Here is a 16,773-nt window from a genome sequence, read left to right on the forward strand (position 1 = left end):
CCTATTCCTTAGAAGGGGTTTTCTCTACCTCTTCCTTTCGATCTTCTCGTCCATTAAGACTGAGAGGAAAAGCCTGCTCCTTCTCTATCATCTCCACACAGCGAAGTATGCCATTGTCTCGTTCGTTGAATATCATCCACATGGCTTTTCTGCTAAGGATATGCTCAGCTATCAAAGCATAAGTCTGGTTAAGAATCAAATCGGCAGAGCTATGCAAGGCATTCGGGCGGAGGGCTATTCCCTCACGATGTGCGAAATTGCCCACCTGATAGAGTAGTCCCTGTGTATTGAGGTAACCGACCAACTCCTCAGCAGTCTTGTATTGAGAGAGCTTAGCCCGGTAACGATCGGCATAGATAAAAGAAAACTTGTGCAGTACTCCCTGATTCACCAGTCGGAAATAATAGCTCGTAAAACCTGTCGTATCTCTCGGGATGAAGACATCCGGAGAGATTCCTCCGCCACCGTAGACCACGCGCCCTCCTTGTGTACGATACAACAATCTGGGGTCTTGCGGAGGATCGATTTCTTTGTCCCACTCATCTTGCGCATAGCGATTTTGCACCTCCATGCTATAGTCGTACAAATTTCCCGGCTCGTAGGGCTTCTGTATGCAACGTCCGGAAGGCGTAAAATATCGGGCTATAGTAAGTCGCACCTCAGATCCGTCCGGAAAATCATACGGCTGCTGCACAAAGCCTTTACCAAAGGTACGTCGGCCGACAATCACAGCTCTATCCTGATCCTGCATTGCTCCAGCAAAAATCTCACTCGAGCTGGCAGAGAATTCATCGACCATAACAATTAAAGGGACTCGCTTCAGCAATCCCGTACCATCGGCCAAGACTGTCTCTTTGGGATAAGCCTTTCCTTCTACATAGAGAATACTCTGCCCTCTCTGCAAAAACTCATTGCTCATCCTTACGGCAGCTTCCATATAACCGCCACCGTTTCCACGCAAATCCAGCACTATACCTTTGAGTCGCCCCTTGGTAAGCATGGGAGAAACAGCTGCCAAGAACTCCTTGTGCGTGGTACGCCCCCAACCATTTAATTTGGCATACAGGATACCCTGAGCAATCTCGTATTGCGATTCTATTGAGTTGATCGGTACATGCCCACGTGTTACCTTCAGGTGCATCGGCTTGCCATTGCGCAAAATGGACAAATCAGCAACACTCCCTTCCAGACCTTTGAGGTGATTGCGAATACTGTCGCTATCCAAAGGAGGCTTGGTCAGATCATAGCCAGACACACCTAAAATGCGGTCTCCGGCTTTCACTCCGGCACGAGCAGACGGCCCCCCGGCAATCACCTGCACAACGACTACTGTATCCGTAATTGTATTGAATTGTACCCCTATACCACTGAAAGAACCTTCCAATCGCTCGGTTTCTTGCTGCTGCAACTGAGCACTGAGATAAGAGCTGTGCGGATCCAACTGCTCTAATACAAGAGGGATTACTTTTTCCTGTATCGAATCGGTCGAGACTTCATCCACATAAAGCTGCTCCACCAACTCCAACACAGCATTCAGCTTGGCATATTTGCCCGCCGCACCGGAATGCTTGCCCAAATAATAACCTGAATAAATAGCCAAAAGAGCGACCAACAATCCAATAACGATATAGGCCGCCGTACCAAGATGATGAGACTTTACAGACATTGCCGGTTGCTTGCAGTCTGCCTTTTCTCTTTCCTTTGGCTCTACCTCTGCAGAATTTGCCTGTTCATCGGAGGAAAGCTCCTTTTTATCTATGTTCTCCATATCCGTTTAGTGTTTCCTCCACATTAAGGCATTGGCAGAAAATCGACTTGTATCCCGGCTCTTTGCAGCAGCTCTATACCATCGGAAAGACGGTATTCCTTGGCATATACCACCCGCCTGATTCCACACTGAATAATCAGTTTTGCACACTCTATACAGGGTGAGTCCGTGATGTATATAGTAGCCCCGCGACTGTCATTGGTCGATCCAGCCACTTTCGTTATGGCATTAGCTTCGGCATGAAGCACATAGGGTTTGGTGGCTCCACTCTCGTCTTCGCAAATATTTTCAAAGCCGGAAGGGGTACCATTGTAACCATCGGAAATAATACGCTTGTCTTTCACTATGAGTGCTCCCACCTTGCGCCTTTCGCAATAGGAGTTCTCCGCCCAAATAGCTGCCATTCGCAGGTAGCGTTTGTCGAGTTCGGTATTCTTGTCCATCGCTTTGCTTTAGGAGTGACAGCCTGCACGACTTTTGTTTTACGGAAAGAGAGGAAGTAAAAGGCCGCCACCACCCTGCAAAAGTAACATTATATCAAGATAATACACAGTCCTCTCTCCGTGGCGAACATCAGAAAATTAGCATCATAAAAGACTGCACTACAAATACTGAAATAGCTCTTTGGCCAGTCATTACCCACACACGGATACTCTCTTCTTTTTTTATGTCTCCGTTTCCTCTTTTTTATCCGACACAAATATCGAAGCGATGTAGGCGGTAAAAGTCCCGAAAAGACCTACCTCTGCGGTCATCAAAAACATCGCAATAAGTCTTCCCTCTGTCGTTACAGGGAATTTATCCCCATAACCGACTGTCGTGATGGTGACATAAGACCACCAAATAGCATCCTCCGCTGTTTGTATATTGCTGTTCGGTGCATTTTCGACCTGAAGAATAGCTATTGAAGAAAATATCATTAGCAAAATCGCTAAAATCGCAGCCGAAGCAAATGTGCCCTGAGCCTTGCTTTTGAAAACGTATGTCACAAAATCCTTTGTGGTACGGAATGCTCTTAAAATTCAGAATAGCCGGATCAATCTGAATATTCTCCCAAATCTCAAAAAGTCTATCATCGGAATACCCGAAACCAAATCAATCCTGTCCCAACGCATGAACTTCCATTTATCATCTGCCTGACAGAGCCTTACACAGAAATCAAAGAAAAAGAAAATACAAATGGCGACATCAATGTAATTCAAAAGCCGGGATGTCTCTTGTGGCAGTTCAAAAGTTGTATCAATAATCAGTACACCAAGAACATAGACGGAAAGTACAAAAACCGCCAGATTTAGGAAACCGAATTTAGTTGTAGTATTTTCTTCCATTTCTACACAATAAGAGCTAAACAAAGCCGGTAAAGCTTTGGCTTGCACTGGTCAATCAGCTAAGACAAAGAGCCCTCCTCGAGAAGAGGATAAATCAAAAAACTCTCCTTTTTCGACACTTCTCTCTTGCACCCAGCGATTCAGGAATAAGTGAGGGGAACCTAAACGTCTGATTTGTCTTCCTCTGTCTCCTCATCAAGAGAGAAGATCAATCTTCTGGTACTTGGCCCATATTTATTTTCGGCCAAATCTCCTCTGCTAATAGTCCATGCAAACAAAAGGGCGGCCAGCAACAGATTAACGAAGCTAAGCAAGAAAAAAGGTATACCTCCTTTCCGTCCCCAAGAATTGATTAATATGGCAAAGAACGTGACATTGGAGACAATCGACAAGAAGAACAAAGGCCCCCACCAGCCACTCCTGCCTGTATCGTGTAGCCGTCGTGCCAACACTGCCATTGTAGGCAAGAGAGAAAACAGAAAAAACAGAAGGGAGAACAGAGCAAAGAGAACCTCGACAACAAGATTCATACCGGAGGGGATGCTTCCTCCAAGAATAGATCCAAACAAGACCGAAAAGAGAGCAAAGCCCGTGCCATTCACGATGCGCACAAAATCCAAAACAAAGAAGATCAGAAACTGAAACAGCATAAAACTCCAAAACTCCTTCCGTCCGGCTCTCCCCCTAAAGTTGGCATACTGCATCCAGCAGCCCAACCAATAATCGAACAAAGAATTCTCTTTCTTCATCTCCTAATTCTTCCTTTAGCTACTTACAGAAGAGTTGGGCCCATCTCTTTTTGGTAGGATCGGCCCAACTCTTTTCGACTACTCTTGCGGTTTATTTCTGAGGATATTCCTTCCAGTCAGTCAAGCGCATATCGCCCTTCTCGATCAATGCCCGGTGGAAAGCAAAGCAGGCTGTAAGATCCTGCGGAGTATGCCCGGCAATCCCTCTATCGAGATATTCATTGAGCAGCGGACGATAATCGGGATGTACACAGTTGTCTATTATCGTACGAGCTCGCTCTATAGGAGACTTTCCTCGAAGATCTGCAATACCATATTCGCTAATAATCACCTTTACCGAATGCTCATTATGGTCTGCATGCGAAACCATTGGTACAAAGGCCGAGATTTTCCCTCCCTTAGCCGTGGAAGGAGTGGTAAAAATAGAGATATACCCATTGCGAGTAAAGTCTCCGGAGCCTCCCAAACCATTCATCATCTTGGTTCCGGTCACATGGGTAGAATTGACATTACCAAAAATGTCGGCTTCGAGAGCAGTGTTGATTGTGATAACACCCAGCCTACGCACAATCTCCGGGTTATTGGAATATTCATTGGGGCGGAGCAGGATCTTATCCTTAAAGAAATCCAACTGACTGTATATATCACGGATCACCTCCCGGCTAACTGAGAGAGAGCAGCCACTGGCGAACTTCACCCGGCCTTTCTTCATCAGACCAATCACCGCATCCTGAATCACTTCTGTATAAACCTCAAATGCAGGGATCTCCTCGTTGTCACCTAAAGCACCGAGGACTGCATTGGCCACATTCCCCACTCCACTCTGCAGGGGGAGAAAGTCAGCTGGTATACGTCCGGATTTCATCTCTTGCACAAGGAATTTGGCCACATTGTTACCAATAGCCAAAGTCACATCATCCAAGGGCGTAAAGCCACTATCGTCATTCGGCTCGCTCGTTCGTACAACCCCTACAATCTTGGCTGGATCCACCTGCACATAAGGTTTCCCCACTCTGTCGCTGGGCTTATAAACAGGCATATCCTTGCGATGTGGAGGATCCAACGGCTCTGCTATGTCGTGGATACCGCAGATCTCTTTCGGATGCTTATCGTTGAGCTCTACAATAATGCGCTCTGCCAATCGGCAAACAGTAGGCAAGAGGCCTACCCCCGTGGTGGGTACGATACGCCCATCTTCCGTGACGTCGGCAGCTTCCACAATAGCTACATCGATCGGGCCATAGAAGCCGTAACGCAATTCCTGCGCCAGATGAGAAAGATGAATATCGAAATAGCTTACCTCACGAGCGTTAATCTGATTGCGCAAATCCTTATTGGACTGATAGGGTGTGCGGAACTTCACAGCCTCGGCACGTGCCAATTCACCATCCAAACGATCACCGGTACTGGCTCCGGTGAATACTCCGATCTTAAACTCTCTACCGGCCTCATGCTCTCTGCGAGCTCGCTCGGCTATAGCATGAGGAACGACCTTGGGACATCCGGCAGGAGTAAACCCCCCGAAACCGACATTGTCGTTGTGCTGCACAAAGCTGGCGGCCTCCTCGGCCGTGATAAATCTTAATGCCATATGTAATGCAATTTATTTGGTGTGAGTAACTGACATACAAGCCATTCCGATCCGACAAACCGGCAGACAGCCAACAAGGAGAGAGAGACCGCCATACAGCTCTATTGAACCGGAATATCCATTAGTTTGTACTACTTTTGAGTACCCAAAAATACACAATTAAAGTGTTTCTTCCTGCCCTTTGGCGATCAATAAATACCAGCGATGAGCGATACCACCCGAATAGACTCCACCAAATACCTATACATCGAGACTTACGGCTGTCAAATGAATGTGGCCGACAGCGAAGTTGTTGCTTCTATCATGCAGATGGCCGGCTATGCTCAGGTAGAGCACCCGGAAGAAGCCGATGCCATACTTATCAATACCTGCTCGGTACGAGATAACGCCGAACAGCGAGTCATTCACCGCATCGAACAACTGCAAGCTCTGCGCCGAAAGCTGCACAAAGCCATTGCCATCGGAGTGCTGGGATGTATGGCCGAACGCGTACAACAAGAGCTCATCGAAAAGCACGGAGTCGATTTGGTGGCCGGGCCGGACAGTTATCTGGACTTACCCAACCTTATTGCAGCAGTCGAAAAAGGAGAAAAAGCTATCAATGTGGAGCTATCTAAGCAGGAGACATACAAGGATGTGATCCCCCTGAAGATAGGTGGTGTACACATCTCCGGCTTCGTATCTATCATGCGTGGATGCAACAATTTTTGCTCCTATTGCATCGTGCCCTATACCAGAGGACGAGAGCGTAGTCGCGAAGTAGACAGTATCCTCGCCGAAGTGCGAGACTTGAGGGAGAAAAACTTCCGAGAAGTTACCCTACTGGGGCAAAATGTCAATTCCTACTCCTATCGAAACCCACAAGGAGAAGAGATCTCCTTTGCCGGACTACTCAAGCTGGTTGCCGAAGAAGCCCCTCAGATGCGTATCCGCTTCACCTCACCCCATCCGAGAGATATGGGCGATGATGTGATTGAGGTCATGGCAGCTTATCCCAATATATGCAGACACATCCACCTACCAGCACAGAGTGGGAGCAACAAGATATTAACGGCCATGAAACGTTGCTACACGAGAGAGTGGTACCTCGACCGCGTGGCCGCCATCAGACGCATCATGCCGGATTGTGCCATTAGTACGGATCTATTCTGTGGATTTCATTCCGAAACAGAAGAGGACTTCCAAGAAACACTCTCTTTGATGAGAGAAGTAGGCTACGACTCAGCATTTATGTTCAAGTACAGCGAACGTCCCGGGACCTTCGCAGCCAAACACCTGCCGGACGATGTGCCGGAAGAGGTGAAAGGTCGTCGCCTGAGCGAAATGATAGACCTGCAAAACAAACTAAGCGAAGAAAGTAACCGGAGAGACATCGGAAAAACATTCGAGGTCCTTATCGAAGGATTTAGCAAACGTAGCCGGGAACAACTCTTCGGTCGCACGCAGCAAAACAAGGTGGTCATCTTCGACAAAGCCGGGCATCGTGTGGGCCAATATGTACAAGTGCGTATCAACAGTGCCAGTAGTGCAACCCTATTGGGGACGGTGATCGAGTGAGAAGCAATCACGGCCGAGTTTTTGCACATTAGGCAAAAACAAAAGGGAAGAAGGATGGAGGATGAATATGAGTCAACGCAAGTTTTACTACAGCATAGGAGAAGTGGCTCATCAGCTCAATGAGCCGGTGAGCACCATACGCCACTGGGAAAGTCAGCTCCCCGAACTTCGACCGAGAACCTCTCGCAGAGGTACACGCCTGTATCGCCAAGAAGACATAGACCGTCTCATGACGCTGCGTATTCTGATCCGAGAACAAGGACTTACAATAGAAGGAGCCAAAAGAGCCCTTTCTCAGCAGGGAGACGAATTGGAGGGACGAATAAAAGCGATCACCCTGCTGAAAAACATTCGCGGACAGCTGTTCGACCTGCGAAGAGCATTAGACCAAACAGAGAGAAAAAGTATGCTCACCCGTCTTGCCAATGACCTGCAATTGGATGGCATCCTACCCAAGAAAGAGGAGCCACGATCCTAACATGACAGCGTGCGGTAGTAGTCCTCCCCTTCAGAGCACAATACATAGACCCAACGAATAAGTCAACCGAGGGGTAAATCAATCCTTCGGGAAGCATCGCTTGGGTTTCATCAAATAGAGGCTGCAACACTAACTCTAAACACACATGTTTTGTAAAATCCCCTCTTCACTCAAAACGAGAAAAATCGAGGAAAAATCCCACAAATATCCGGCTCAACATTCTCCCTTTCAAACCCTCTGAACTCACTTTCCAAAATGCCCTATTCATCGGCATTCTGAGAGGGTCAAAATTCTCTCCTGTGAAAAATTTTATTCTCTCCTGTGTTAGCAAAAATTCTCTCAGGAGAGAATTTTCGCTTCCTCCTGTGTCGCTAAAAAGTAGAACCCATGGAAATCAAAAATGAGAGAAAAATCAAGGCAATTGAGGTCTCTTTTCAAGACAAAAAGGCCTCTCATCTATTTACACAAACAACACAATAAAAAACAACAGATAAAAATCATTTGCATGAAAGCATTTCATACCTCTCCTTGAGAAGTAGAATCAGAGACATGGAAATCAACAACTCCATACCGTCTAATCATAGAGATACGCTACCGCAATGGATAAGGCTATGGGGCAGGTTGAATTATGAGTATGTACTAAAAAAACATTGGCCTAAGGATCTCTGCTGTTTATGATGTTGCCCATGAAAACTTTAATCTCTGGCTAATTTACCGTACACTCTTGATCAATCCCGATCAAAACAAAAAGAGCCGATGAGGGTATTCCCCTCATCGGCTTTTTGCACACCGCAAAACCCTGAGCAAAGCCTCTGAGGTTTGAATAACAATCCTCCAAACAAGCTTTGTCCCTAATTCTTTGTCTATATCTCTCTATCCAAATCCTTGAGTTTTTTCTCCTGTTTGCGCAAAAGATAGGCATAGCCCAAGGAAGAGAATAGAAGATACCCTCCAGCTTGCATCCACAATATCGTATGATAATTAGAGACGACCTCCAATCCTCCTCCCATTGTATTAAGAGCAACCATACCTCTGGCTCCGGGAGTGGAAGGAATGAGGAAGGATACCCAACGCCAAATCTCGGGCATCGCTGTCTCCGGCCATGTGACTCCCGAAAGGAATACAAAAATAACAGAAGTAAAGGCGATTAAAAGCATAGAATCCTCTCGGTTGAAAATAAAGCAAGAGACGAAGAGAGAAAAGAAAACACAAGCCAGCAGGAAAGGTAAGATAAAAAGAGCCAACTCCCCGAGATGAGCCATACGAGGTAAATCGAATATCGCAGGCACGGCCAGCAAGACCCAAACACAAACAACAGCATAAACCATTATATAGGCCACACTCTTGCCAAATACAATACGCATCGGACCACGATAATGTCGGTCGCTTATCAGGGGGATAAGCTCACGGTGAAGACTTCGCTCCCTCTTCGTGGCTGCCAACATAGATACTCCCATAACCATCGTTTGCTGGATAATCAGGATCAGGATAACAGGGAGCAAGAAAGAGGCATAACCTCCAGCCGGATTAAAAAAAGAGACATCCTCATTCACGACGGGCTGTACCTGAATCAGAGCGGGCTGACCGGTCTTGTCTATGTCATGGTTTAATCGATATGCACGCCCCAAATCCAAAGCAGCCTGATTGAGCGTGAGCATAAAATTCTTGTAATACAAGACACTGGACAAGTCGCTAAAAAAAGTGACCCGAGTTTGTTTTCCTTGATAAATATCTTTCCGAAACCCCTTGGGAATACGAACTATGGCATAGGCTTCCTTGTTCCACAAGGATTGGCGGGCTTCATTGACATTCGTAGTCACACCCACCACTTGCACTCCGGCAGAGGCATCGATCATACGGATATAAGCCCTGGACAAGTCGCTGTTGTCTTGGTCTACGATCACCATTTTCGACTCATATACCACCTCTTCATTGTAGAGATAGGCATATAACAACGGATAGAGCAATGGGACCAAGAAGAAGAGAATAATCACTCCTCTATCCTTGAAGATGGAAAGGAACTCAGTCCGCCAGATATAGTATATATCGGAGAGTCCCTCCCGGAAATCGAATAGTTTCCTGCGCATGACAATAGTTTTCAGGGAATATATTTGAATTCGATCAGTGCTCGCTTAAGCCGTTTCATGACCAACATCGGCAAAAAAGCAAAAGCCAACAGGGCGATGTATGACGGGAGTGTATAATAGAGAGGAATCCCATTCAGAGCCTGATCGACATAAATCAAAAAGTAATGACGCAACGGGAAGAGATAAGCCAAAGACTGTATAGCCGGAGGCATCGCCGAGAGAGGAAAAGAAAATCCTGCAATAGAGAAGCTAAGCATCCCAACCAAGGTAGAGAAGCTCAGCCCCAAGCGGAGTGTAGGTAAGATGGAAATAAAGAAAATACCCATAGCTTGGGAAGCGATAATAAAGACTGTCATCGCCACAATCATAGGCCACCAACCTCCTTGCAAAGGGAAGCCAACATAGCCATACAAAACAGAAAGCAACAATAGCCCAACAGCAAAATAGACAACGAAATGCACCGATAGCTTACCGAACAAACCCAGAGAAATAGAACCTCTGGAGATACGCAACCACTCGTGTGAACTGCGATACTTGATCTCGACCCCTATGGAATAGGCTGTAATCAGGAAAATCATCAACTGGAGAATGCCAGGCAGAATAGCATTATTGAGGTAAATGGAATAATTCAACCACTCATTCCCCAAAATATGAGCCTCCACTTTTATGGGCTGAATCTTGGCTATTGCCACTTCTGTCGGTATTCCATGAGCTTCCGCCAATGTCAGGATGACTTTCCCATTGACCAGCTCACTCATCATCTTCATATCCTTGAAAGTGAGACTCCCCGCCATCAAATAGCTCGCATTGAAATAGTATGAGACTTGTGGCCGACGGCCGTTGATCACGTCTCGACTAAAATTCTTGGGGATTAGGTAGATACCATAGATTTTCCCATGTTGCATGGCCATACGTGCCTCTTCAAACGAATAGGTACGCATCTGCACATCGGTCTGTTGCTGAGAACTGAGATTGACAATAAGACTACGGGATGCAACCGAATTGTCTTGATCAACCACAGCTACGGGCAAGCCCTTTGGTAAACCCGCAGACATCAGGTGCAGAAAAAAAAGCATCGACAAAACAGGTACCAACAGCATACAGAAGAAATAGACCGACGTGGCTCCCATGCGCCGGAATTCCCTACGCTGCACCTCCCATATGATACGCAAACGCTTGAGCATAGCCCGTAGAATCTCAGTGAAGAACAACAGACATACCCGGTAGCAAGTCTTTAGCAATGCCCTCATCCGTAGGCACAGCAGTGAGCTCGAAAGTACGCAAGTCTATTTGCTCAGAAGGCTTGGCCGCTTTCCATGCAGCGTAGGTACCCATATCTTTTACTTTTACGATACGTAGAGACAGCTCCTTGCCCTGCAAAGCAGGCACATGGCCTTTGATTTCCACACCAATACGTTTGTCTCCAAGCAAATCTTCACGGATGGAGAACACGACTTTCTTCTTTCCGGGATCGTATATATTCATAATCGGGGCTCCACTACCTACCAACTCTCCTCTGTGTGGAAAAATCTCACTTACAACCCCATCCAGAGGAGCGAGCAAGGCTCCTTCTTTCAGGTAAGAATCAACCTCCTGGATTGCTCCGCCGGCTCTGTCTACAAGAGCTGCGGCAGCCATCTTATCCTCTCGTTGGGCACCGTTCACAGCCATATCATATTGACTTTTAGCCGCCCGCTCTGTAGCCTGCATAGCCTGCAGTTGAGCACTTACTTCATCGTATTTCTGTGCCGGTATCACGTCCTGTTCATAGAGTTTTTTCACTCTTTCATAACTCTTCTGAGCGATCTCTAATCCAGCTTTGGCTTTCTGCCACATCTCGAAAGCAGCCCTTTTGGTCTCCTCTCTGGCTCCCACCATTGCCTTTTGTCTTTGCGCCTCTGCTGCCTGCTGAGCTGCTTTGGCCTGAGCCAATTTGGCCTCCACTTCCGGCGTATGAATACGCACAAGTGTATCTCCGGCTTTCACCTGTTGCCCTTCCTCCACATAGTAGGTCACAATGCGGCCGGGAACCTTACCAGATACACGCACCTCTTCTACCTCTACCTGCCCTACAATGGGAGCAGCCTTGGGTTTGAGGAAGAGAATCCCCACCAGAGCTATTACGACTATGACAACGATCACTATAATAAAAGCAAGTAGCATATTATTGATATTGAACTTCTGCTTGTCGCCTGCTACTTGTCCGTTTTGTGTTTCCATATTACCTTGTTTATATGCTTATGTTTAGGCTGAAAATTATTACTGATAAGTGGGAATAGTCAATTTTCCATGGGCATCACACCGATCGCTCTCTGATATTTAGTATATGCCACACGTACCCCTATCTGTGCCTCGATGAGAGCATCTTCGGCTTGTATCCAAGCTGTTTGCGCCTGAGTAAGATTGATGACTGGTATTACCCCCTCTTTGTAGCCGATAGTAGCCATGCGCAAGTTCTCTTTAGAATTGTCGGCATTGTCTTGGGCCTTCTTGAGTTGCTTGTGAGCTTGGGTTAGGTTCAGCCGTGTTTGGTTGATTTGCAGATTAATTTTGGTGCGAGCATCATCCGTCTCCAACTTGCGGATAAGCAAGCGTTCATTTGCATTACCATACTTGAATGTACCACTGACAAGCCCCGTCAATGGCATAGTCAAAGCCAATCCGATATGATAAGTACCACCAAAAACTCTGTCAGGATTAGACCAATAATTGGGAGAAGAAACGGAATAACCACCGACCAAGGCGATATGTGGCAACATATCGGCCAATACCATTCTGCGCTCAAGAGAAAAGATCTTCTCAGCCGTTTTCAAACTGCGTACCTCAACCCTGTTCTCTACCACAGAGGCAATGTCTGTATCCTCCGCAGAACGATATAATTCTAAGCCATCGGCCAAAGCTCCATTTTGCTCATCCGTTGTATAGATAGGATTTTCCGGATCTAATCCACAGCGTTGAGCCAAAAGCATGCGGCTCAGTTGCAAACCATTTTCTATACGAGTCAGCATTACCTCTGCTTCACTCTGCTTCACTCTCACCGACAGGGCATCTGCCTTGGTCGCTATTCCCTGCTCCACCAAAATATGCACATCGGCAGAAGCATCTTTGATAAGTTTGAGGTAAGCCTTACCAAGTCTTAATTTACTGCTCAATCCCACCACCTGCCAATAAGCCTCATCCACAGCATCGTAGACATCACGCTCTTTCATCTCTAGCGTAGATTGCTTGAGCTTGGTAGCCTCATTGGCCATACGACGTCCGGCCACGATCTTGCCTCCCATAAATAGGGGTTGAACAGCCGAAACTGCCCCAAAACGAAGATCTGACATACCGATTTTCGTTTTGTTTTTGATAAAAGGAGGGACAAAGGGGGATAATGGCCCCAGCAACTTATCATAGTTGATGGGTTGTAAATCATCACCAAAGCTCACAGCAGCGCCATAGAGAGACACCTGAGGGAAAAAGTTCACACTCACCTCTTTCTCTTTGTATTTGGCTGCCTCTATCTCGTGCTTGGCGATAGCAATCTCTCTGTTGCGATCTCGTGCCAATCTATAGCAACTATCCAACGTGAAGGCTGTTTGTGCCTCCATAGACAGGCAAAGCATAGCCCATAATGCAGTCGTCGTTCCTACGACCAACCATTTTCTTTTTTTCATACCATTGTATATCTATTACTTCCCGCCACCGCAGAAAAACACTATGCCCTCGCTGCTCTCTTCTCTAAACCCTTTCCAATACACAAGACACGATCAGGAGATCAGCCAAGAGCGTCCAGCAAATGTAGCAATTAAATGTTCTCATGTATTGCCACATTCAAAATGTCACTTTCAAGGCTTATCTCCAATAAAAGTTGTTACATTATTTAAGGTTGCTGCAAGATTCAAATCCGGATCCGAAGACTGATCTGGTAGAAACAAAAAAAGGTGTGCGATCTCTCGATCCGCACACCTTTTTTATTCAGCTGGTTATTCTGTCGGAATTACTCCACAACTACTTGTACAGCTGTCTTTCCAACTTTTATTACATAAAGTCCGGCAGAAAGAGAGGTCAGGTTCAACTGAACTCTACCATCACTGTCGGTCACAGCAGAGAATAAGAGCTGGCCTGATAGACTGTAGAGATATACATTCTCTTCGGCAGAAGCCTCTATCCACAAGAAATCTTTTGCAGGATTGGGGAAGAGACGAACTTGGACGGAAGGGTGCACACACACGGCTTTTTCCGAACCTTCATAGTCTACACCTTCTCCATTATTTGCGAAGTTCTTGTAGTCGAGTACTCGCCAAGCTTTCTTCTTTGCAGCGGTTACGTCCTCGATATAGCAAACGTTCTTCTCCTCTTGGCTTTCCGTATCAATGAGCATGATACGGGCATTATCTGCACTCGCCCGATTAGGAAGAGAGGCAATCAACTTGCTCATTTGACTTCCCTCAATCTGATTCTCATAGCAGCGAATATATTTGACAGCTTTGTTGGCAGACAAATCCAAAGCAGAGAGTTTATTGCTGTAGCAATCAAGTGTATCTAATTTGAGGTTTCCACTCAAGTCCAGTTCGGAGATCGAATTGCGTTTGCAGACAAGCTCGGAGAGGTCTTTCAGGTGCTTGACATCGAGTTTATCGATCCCGGTATTCGTACAATCCAAGGAACGAATCCATGGAGTCTTGCTCAAATCCAAAGTCTTGAGAGGAGAATTTTTGCAGCTCAAAACGATGAGACCAGGGTTACCACTCAAATTGAGGCTATTGAGTCCCTTATTAGAGCAACGCAGCTCGCCCAAACAGATATTTTGCAACACATCAAGGTTCGTCAGCTTATTCCCGGAGCAATCCATGAAATATAACTTACCGCAAGTAGATACATCCAACTGAGACAGGTTATTGAAATAGCAAATCAATGAATCCAGAACCGGTTTATTGGACAAGTCCAGCTCATCAAGCTTATTCGTATGACAAGCCAAATATTCGAGCAAAGAGTTTTTCGACACATTTAGTTCGGTAAGCCCGGTCTCACTGCAGTCGAGCCAACGCAGGTTGGGATTATGGCTCAAATCCAGAGGACTCATAGTATGGCTATCATAGCTGGAGCAATCCAACACTTCCAAATCGGGACAGAAGCTCACATTCAAGCCCGCCAACAAATTATTCTTGGCTTTGAGGACTTTGAGCTTTGCTGCTTGGGTCAAATTGAGAGAAACAAGGTTATTGTCACTACAATCTATGTACTCAAGAGCTTCGTTGTAGGCCAAAATCAGATCAGTGGCAGCATTATTTGTGAATTTCAGACTGACCAGATTTCTATTGTTTGACAAATCCAATTTGGAGATTCGATTTTTTGAGCAAGACAACTCTTCTATATCGGGAGCCTCGGACAGGTCTATCATCTTTATGGCATTGTCGTCGCAAACAAGTCGAGTAACAATCCCTTTGATCGTGATCTCTTGTTTCTCCAGCGTATATTCATGCTCCCACTTGTCGTATTGAGCTTCCTCTTTAACACCCTCTATCGCAATAGTGCCTATTCCTTGTATAGTGAGATTAATCTTCTGCCCAACTTCTTTTGCAGTTGTGATCTTGATCATGCCCTCACCTATCGCCGGAGCATCATTACCACGGAAAGGAATTCCTTTTCCCCCATTTGCAAAACGTTCATAATCAAATACTTTCCATCCGGAAGTAGTTGCTTTTGCCACATCACTCATGGAACAGTAGTTCTCTTCTTTCTCATCTTTTGTATCAATGACCTCTATGCGATTCCATTCACCCACTTTGGCTATGGGGAGAGATTCGATAAGGGAAGTCATTTCATTCCCTTTAATCTTATTGCTGTAGCAAATAAGTAATCGCACATCCGGATTTTCAGCCAGACTGAGCTTCGTCAGCTGATTCTCACTGCACTTAAGAGTATCGAGCTTTGCATTCTGAGTCAAATCTATTTCACTCAAATTATTACCACTAAAATCGAGATAAGTAAGCTCTTTGAGCATAGACACATCCAAGCTTGCAAGCCTGTTATTAGTGCACTCCAGATGCTCCAATTTAGGGTTTTGAGACAGGAGGAGAGACTCCAATTGTCCATTCTTGCAATTGAGTCTTTTCAGCAGAGTGTTCTTCGACAAATCTAGATTCTTGAGGTTCTTGATGGAGCAACTCAAGTCTGTCAGTTCGGTATTTTGTTTCAGATCAATAGTTTCGATAGATGTAGCTGAGCAGGAGAGATAACGCAAATTCTTATTCTCCGAAAGATCAAGAGAACTTATCCTGGTATTGAAACAATCGAGAATCTCCAGATCCTTATTTGCCTTGACATCTATTTTCTTAAGATCTTCATTGCGAGCACACGAAAAAGATTTTAGAGCGACATTGGCCTTGAGGTCTATCTCCTTCAGGAGGTTGCTCTCACAATTGAACTCCAAAAGCTTTGTATTTGCCTTCAGATCTATAGCATTGAACTTATTGTCTTTGATGTTCAGACTGGTAAGTTCAGGGTTATTCTTCAGGTCGAGCATATACAGATAGTAGTTGCTACTACAGTCGAGTACTCTCAACTCCTTATTTTTAGTCACATCCAAGTTGGCAATGTAGTTCCCCTGACACTTCAGCTCCTTCAAGTCTACATTATTACTCAGATTGAGGACATTCAAGGAATTGTATCCACAGCCCAGATTGGTCAGTTTCTTATTGTTCTTCAGATCCAGCTTTTCAATTCGGTTATCCGAGCAGTAGAGCACCTCAAGAGAAGGGCAGTTGCTCACATCAAGGGATACAACCTTGTCCTCGACACAAGAGAAAGACCGGATATTGCCATAGATCTTTACTTCCGGACTTAGCAACGTGTAAATCTGTTCCTTACCATCGGCTACTATCGCTTCTTTCAATCCATCAGCTTTCACCTCGCCCTCTGCTTCAAACATCAGCGTGATGGGATATCCGACACGAGTAGTAGTGCGAAATGAAATGGCCGGAGTTTGCGTATTGCCATCCCGGAGCTCTACTTTTGAGCCAAGTTGAGAAGGCTTCATAGAAGCTTCTGCTTTCATAGAAGCAAAAGCAAAGAGGCTCATAAGTAGTACGGCCCCTAAAAGTCTAATTCGACTAGTACTAGTAAAAGAATTAGTGTTCATCTTTGTAATACTGATTTAGTCAAATAATGGATGGAGGTCTATCTGAGCAAGTAAACCGGCTTGTATATCCGACCTACCAGGCCAAGTTA

General features: G+C 45.7%; 13 protein-coding genes. 2 read left to right on the plus strand and 11 right to left on the minus strand.

Going from position 1 to position 16,773, the window contains the following annotated elements; translation table 11 throughout:
* Position 1 precedes the first annotated feature (1 nt).
* From B5D48_RS04240 to B5D48_RS04260, 6 genes are all read right to left on the minus strand, one after another.
* Positions 2-1,768, minus strand: coding sequence for a S41 family peptidase (locus B5D48_RS04240; RefSeq protein WP_023936065.1), 1,767 nt, complete (start codon positions 1,766-1,768; stop codon positions 2-4).
* Between the two features lie 23 nt (positions 1,769-1,791).
* Positions 1,792-2,211, minus strand: a complete 420-nt coding sequence (locus tag B5D48_RS04245) for a deoxycytidylate deaminase (RefSeq protein ID WP_023936067.1) — start codon at positions 2,209-2,211, stop codon at positions 1,792-1,794.
* Positions 2,212-2,433: 222 nt separating this feature from the next.
* On the minus strand, positions 2,434-2,790 hold the full coding sequence (locus B5D48_RS09220; RefSeq protein WP_262501278.1) for a potassium channel family protein: 357 nt from the start codon (positions 2,788-2,790) through the stop codon (positions 2,434-2,436).
* Positions 2,791-3,096, minus strand: coding sequence for a hypothetical protein (locus B5D48_RS09225; RefSeq protein ID WP_234985400.1), 306 nt, complete (start codon positions 3,094-3,096; stop codon positions 2,791-2,793).
* A 161-nt stretch (positions 3,097-3,257) separates the two neighbouring features.
* Positions 3,258-3,845, minus strand: a complete 588-nt coding sequence (locus B5D48_RS04255) for a DUF805 domain-containing protein (RefSeq protein WP_023936072.1) — start codon at positions 3,843-3,845, stop codon at positions 3,258-3,260.
* A 91-nt stretch (positions 3,846-3,936) separates the two neighbouring features.
* Positions 3,937-5,436, minus strand: coding sequence for a butyryl-CoA:acetate CoA transferase (locus B5D48_RS04260; RefSeq protein ID WP_023936074.1), 1,500 nt, complete (start codon positions 5,434-5,436; stop codon positions 3,937-3,939).
* Between the two features lie 204 nt (positions 5,437-5,640).
* On the opposite strand from B5D48_RS04260, the gene miaB reads away from it, so the two are divergent.
* Together miaB and B5D48_RS04270 are read left to right on the plus strand one after the other, a co-directional pair.
* Positions 5,641-6,993: a tRNA (N6-isopentenyl adenosine(37)-C2)-methylthiotransferase MiaB gene (miaB, locus tag B5D48_RS04265; protein ID WP_023936078.1), complete on the plus strand. Its 1,353-nt coding sequence runs from the start codon at positions 5,641-5,643 to the stop codon at positions 6,991-6,993.
* Positions 6,994-7,054: 61 nt separating this feature from the next.
* Positions 7,055-7,471, plus strand: coding sequence for a MerR family transcriptional regulator (locus tag B5D48_RS04270; protein ID WP_023936080.1), 417 nt, complete (start codon positions 7,055-7,057; stop codon positions 7,469-7,471).
* Between the two features lie 863 nt (positions 7,472-8,334).
* Here B5D48_RS04270 and B5D48_RS04275 read toward each other — a convergent pair.
* The 5 genes from B5D48_RS04275 to B5D48_RS04295 all read right to left on the minus strand — a co-directional run bounded on the left by B5D48_RS04275 (position 8,335) and on the right by B5D48_RS04295 (position 16,684).
* Positions 8,335-9,558 carry an ABC transporter permease gene (locus B5D48_RS04275; RefSeq protein ID WP_023936459.1) on the minus strand — a complete coding sequence of 408 codons (1,224 nt, stop codon included), beginning with the start codon at positions 9,556-9,558 and terminating at the stop codon, positions 8,335-8,337.
* 11 nt (positions 9,559-9,569) lie between these two features.
* Positions 9,570-10,742: an ABC transporter permease gene (locus B5D48_RS04280; protein ID WP_036888391.1), complete on the minus strand. Its 1,173-nt coding sequence runs from the start codon at positions 10,740-10,742 to the stop codon at positions 9,570-9,572.
* Positions 10,743-10,755: 13 nt separating this feature from the next.
* Entirely contained in the window at positions 10,756-11,778 is a 1,023-nt protein-coding gene (locus tag B5D48_RS04285) for an HlyD family secretion protein (protein WP_023936455.1), read from the minus strand.
* 59 nt (positions 11,779-11,837) lie between these two features.
* On the minus strand, positions 11,838-13,217 hold the full coding sequence (locus B5D48_RS04290) for a TolC family protein (protein WP_023936454.1): 1,380 nt from the start codon (positions 13,215-13,217) through the stop codon (positions 11,838-11,840).
* Positions 13,218-13,540: 323 nt separating this feature from the next.
* Entirely contained in the window at positions 13,541-16,684 is a 3,144-nt protein-coding gene (locus tag B5D48_RS04295) for a T9SS type A sorting domain-containing protein (RefSeq protein ID WP_042120167.1), read from the minus strand.
* Between the last annotated feature and the right edge of the window lie 89 nt (positions 16,685-16,773).

This window comes from Porphyromonas crevioricanis (assembly GCF_900167225.1).
Taxonomy (GTDB): Bacteria; Bacteroidota; Bacteroidia; order Bacteroidales; family Porphyromonadaceae; genus Porphyromonas; species Porphyromonas crevioricanis.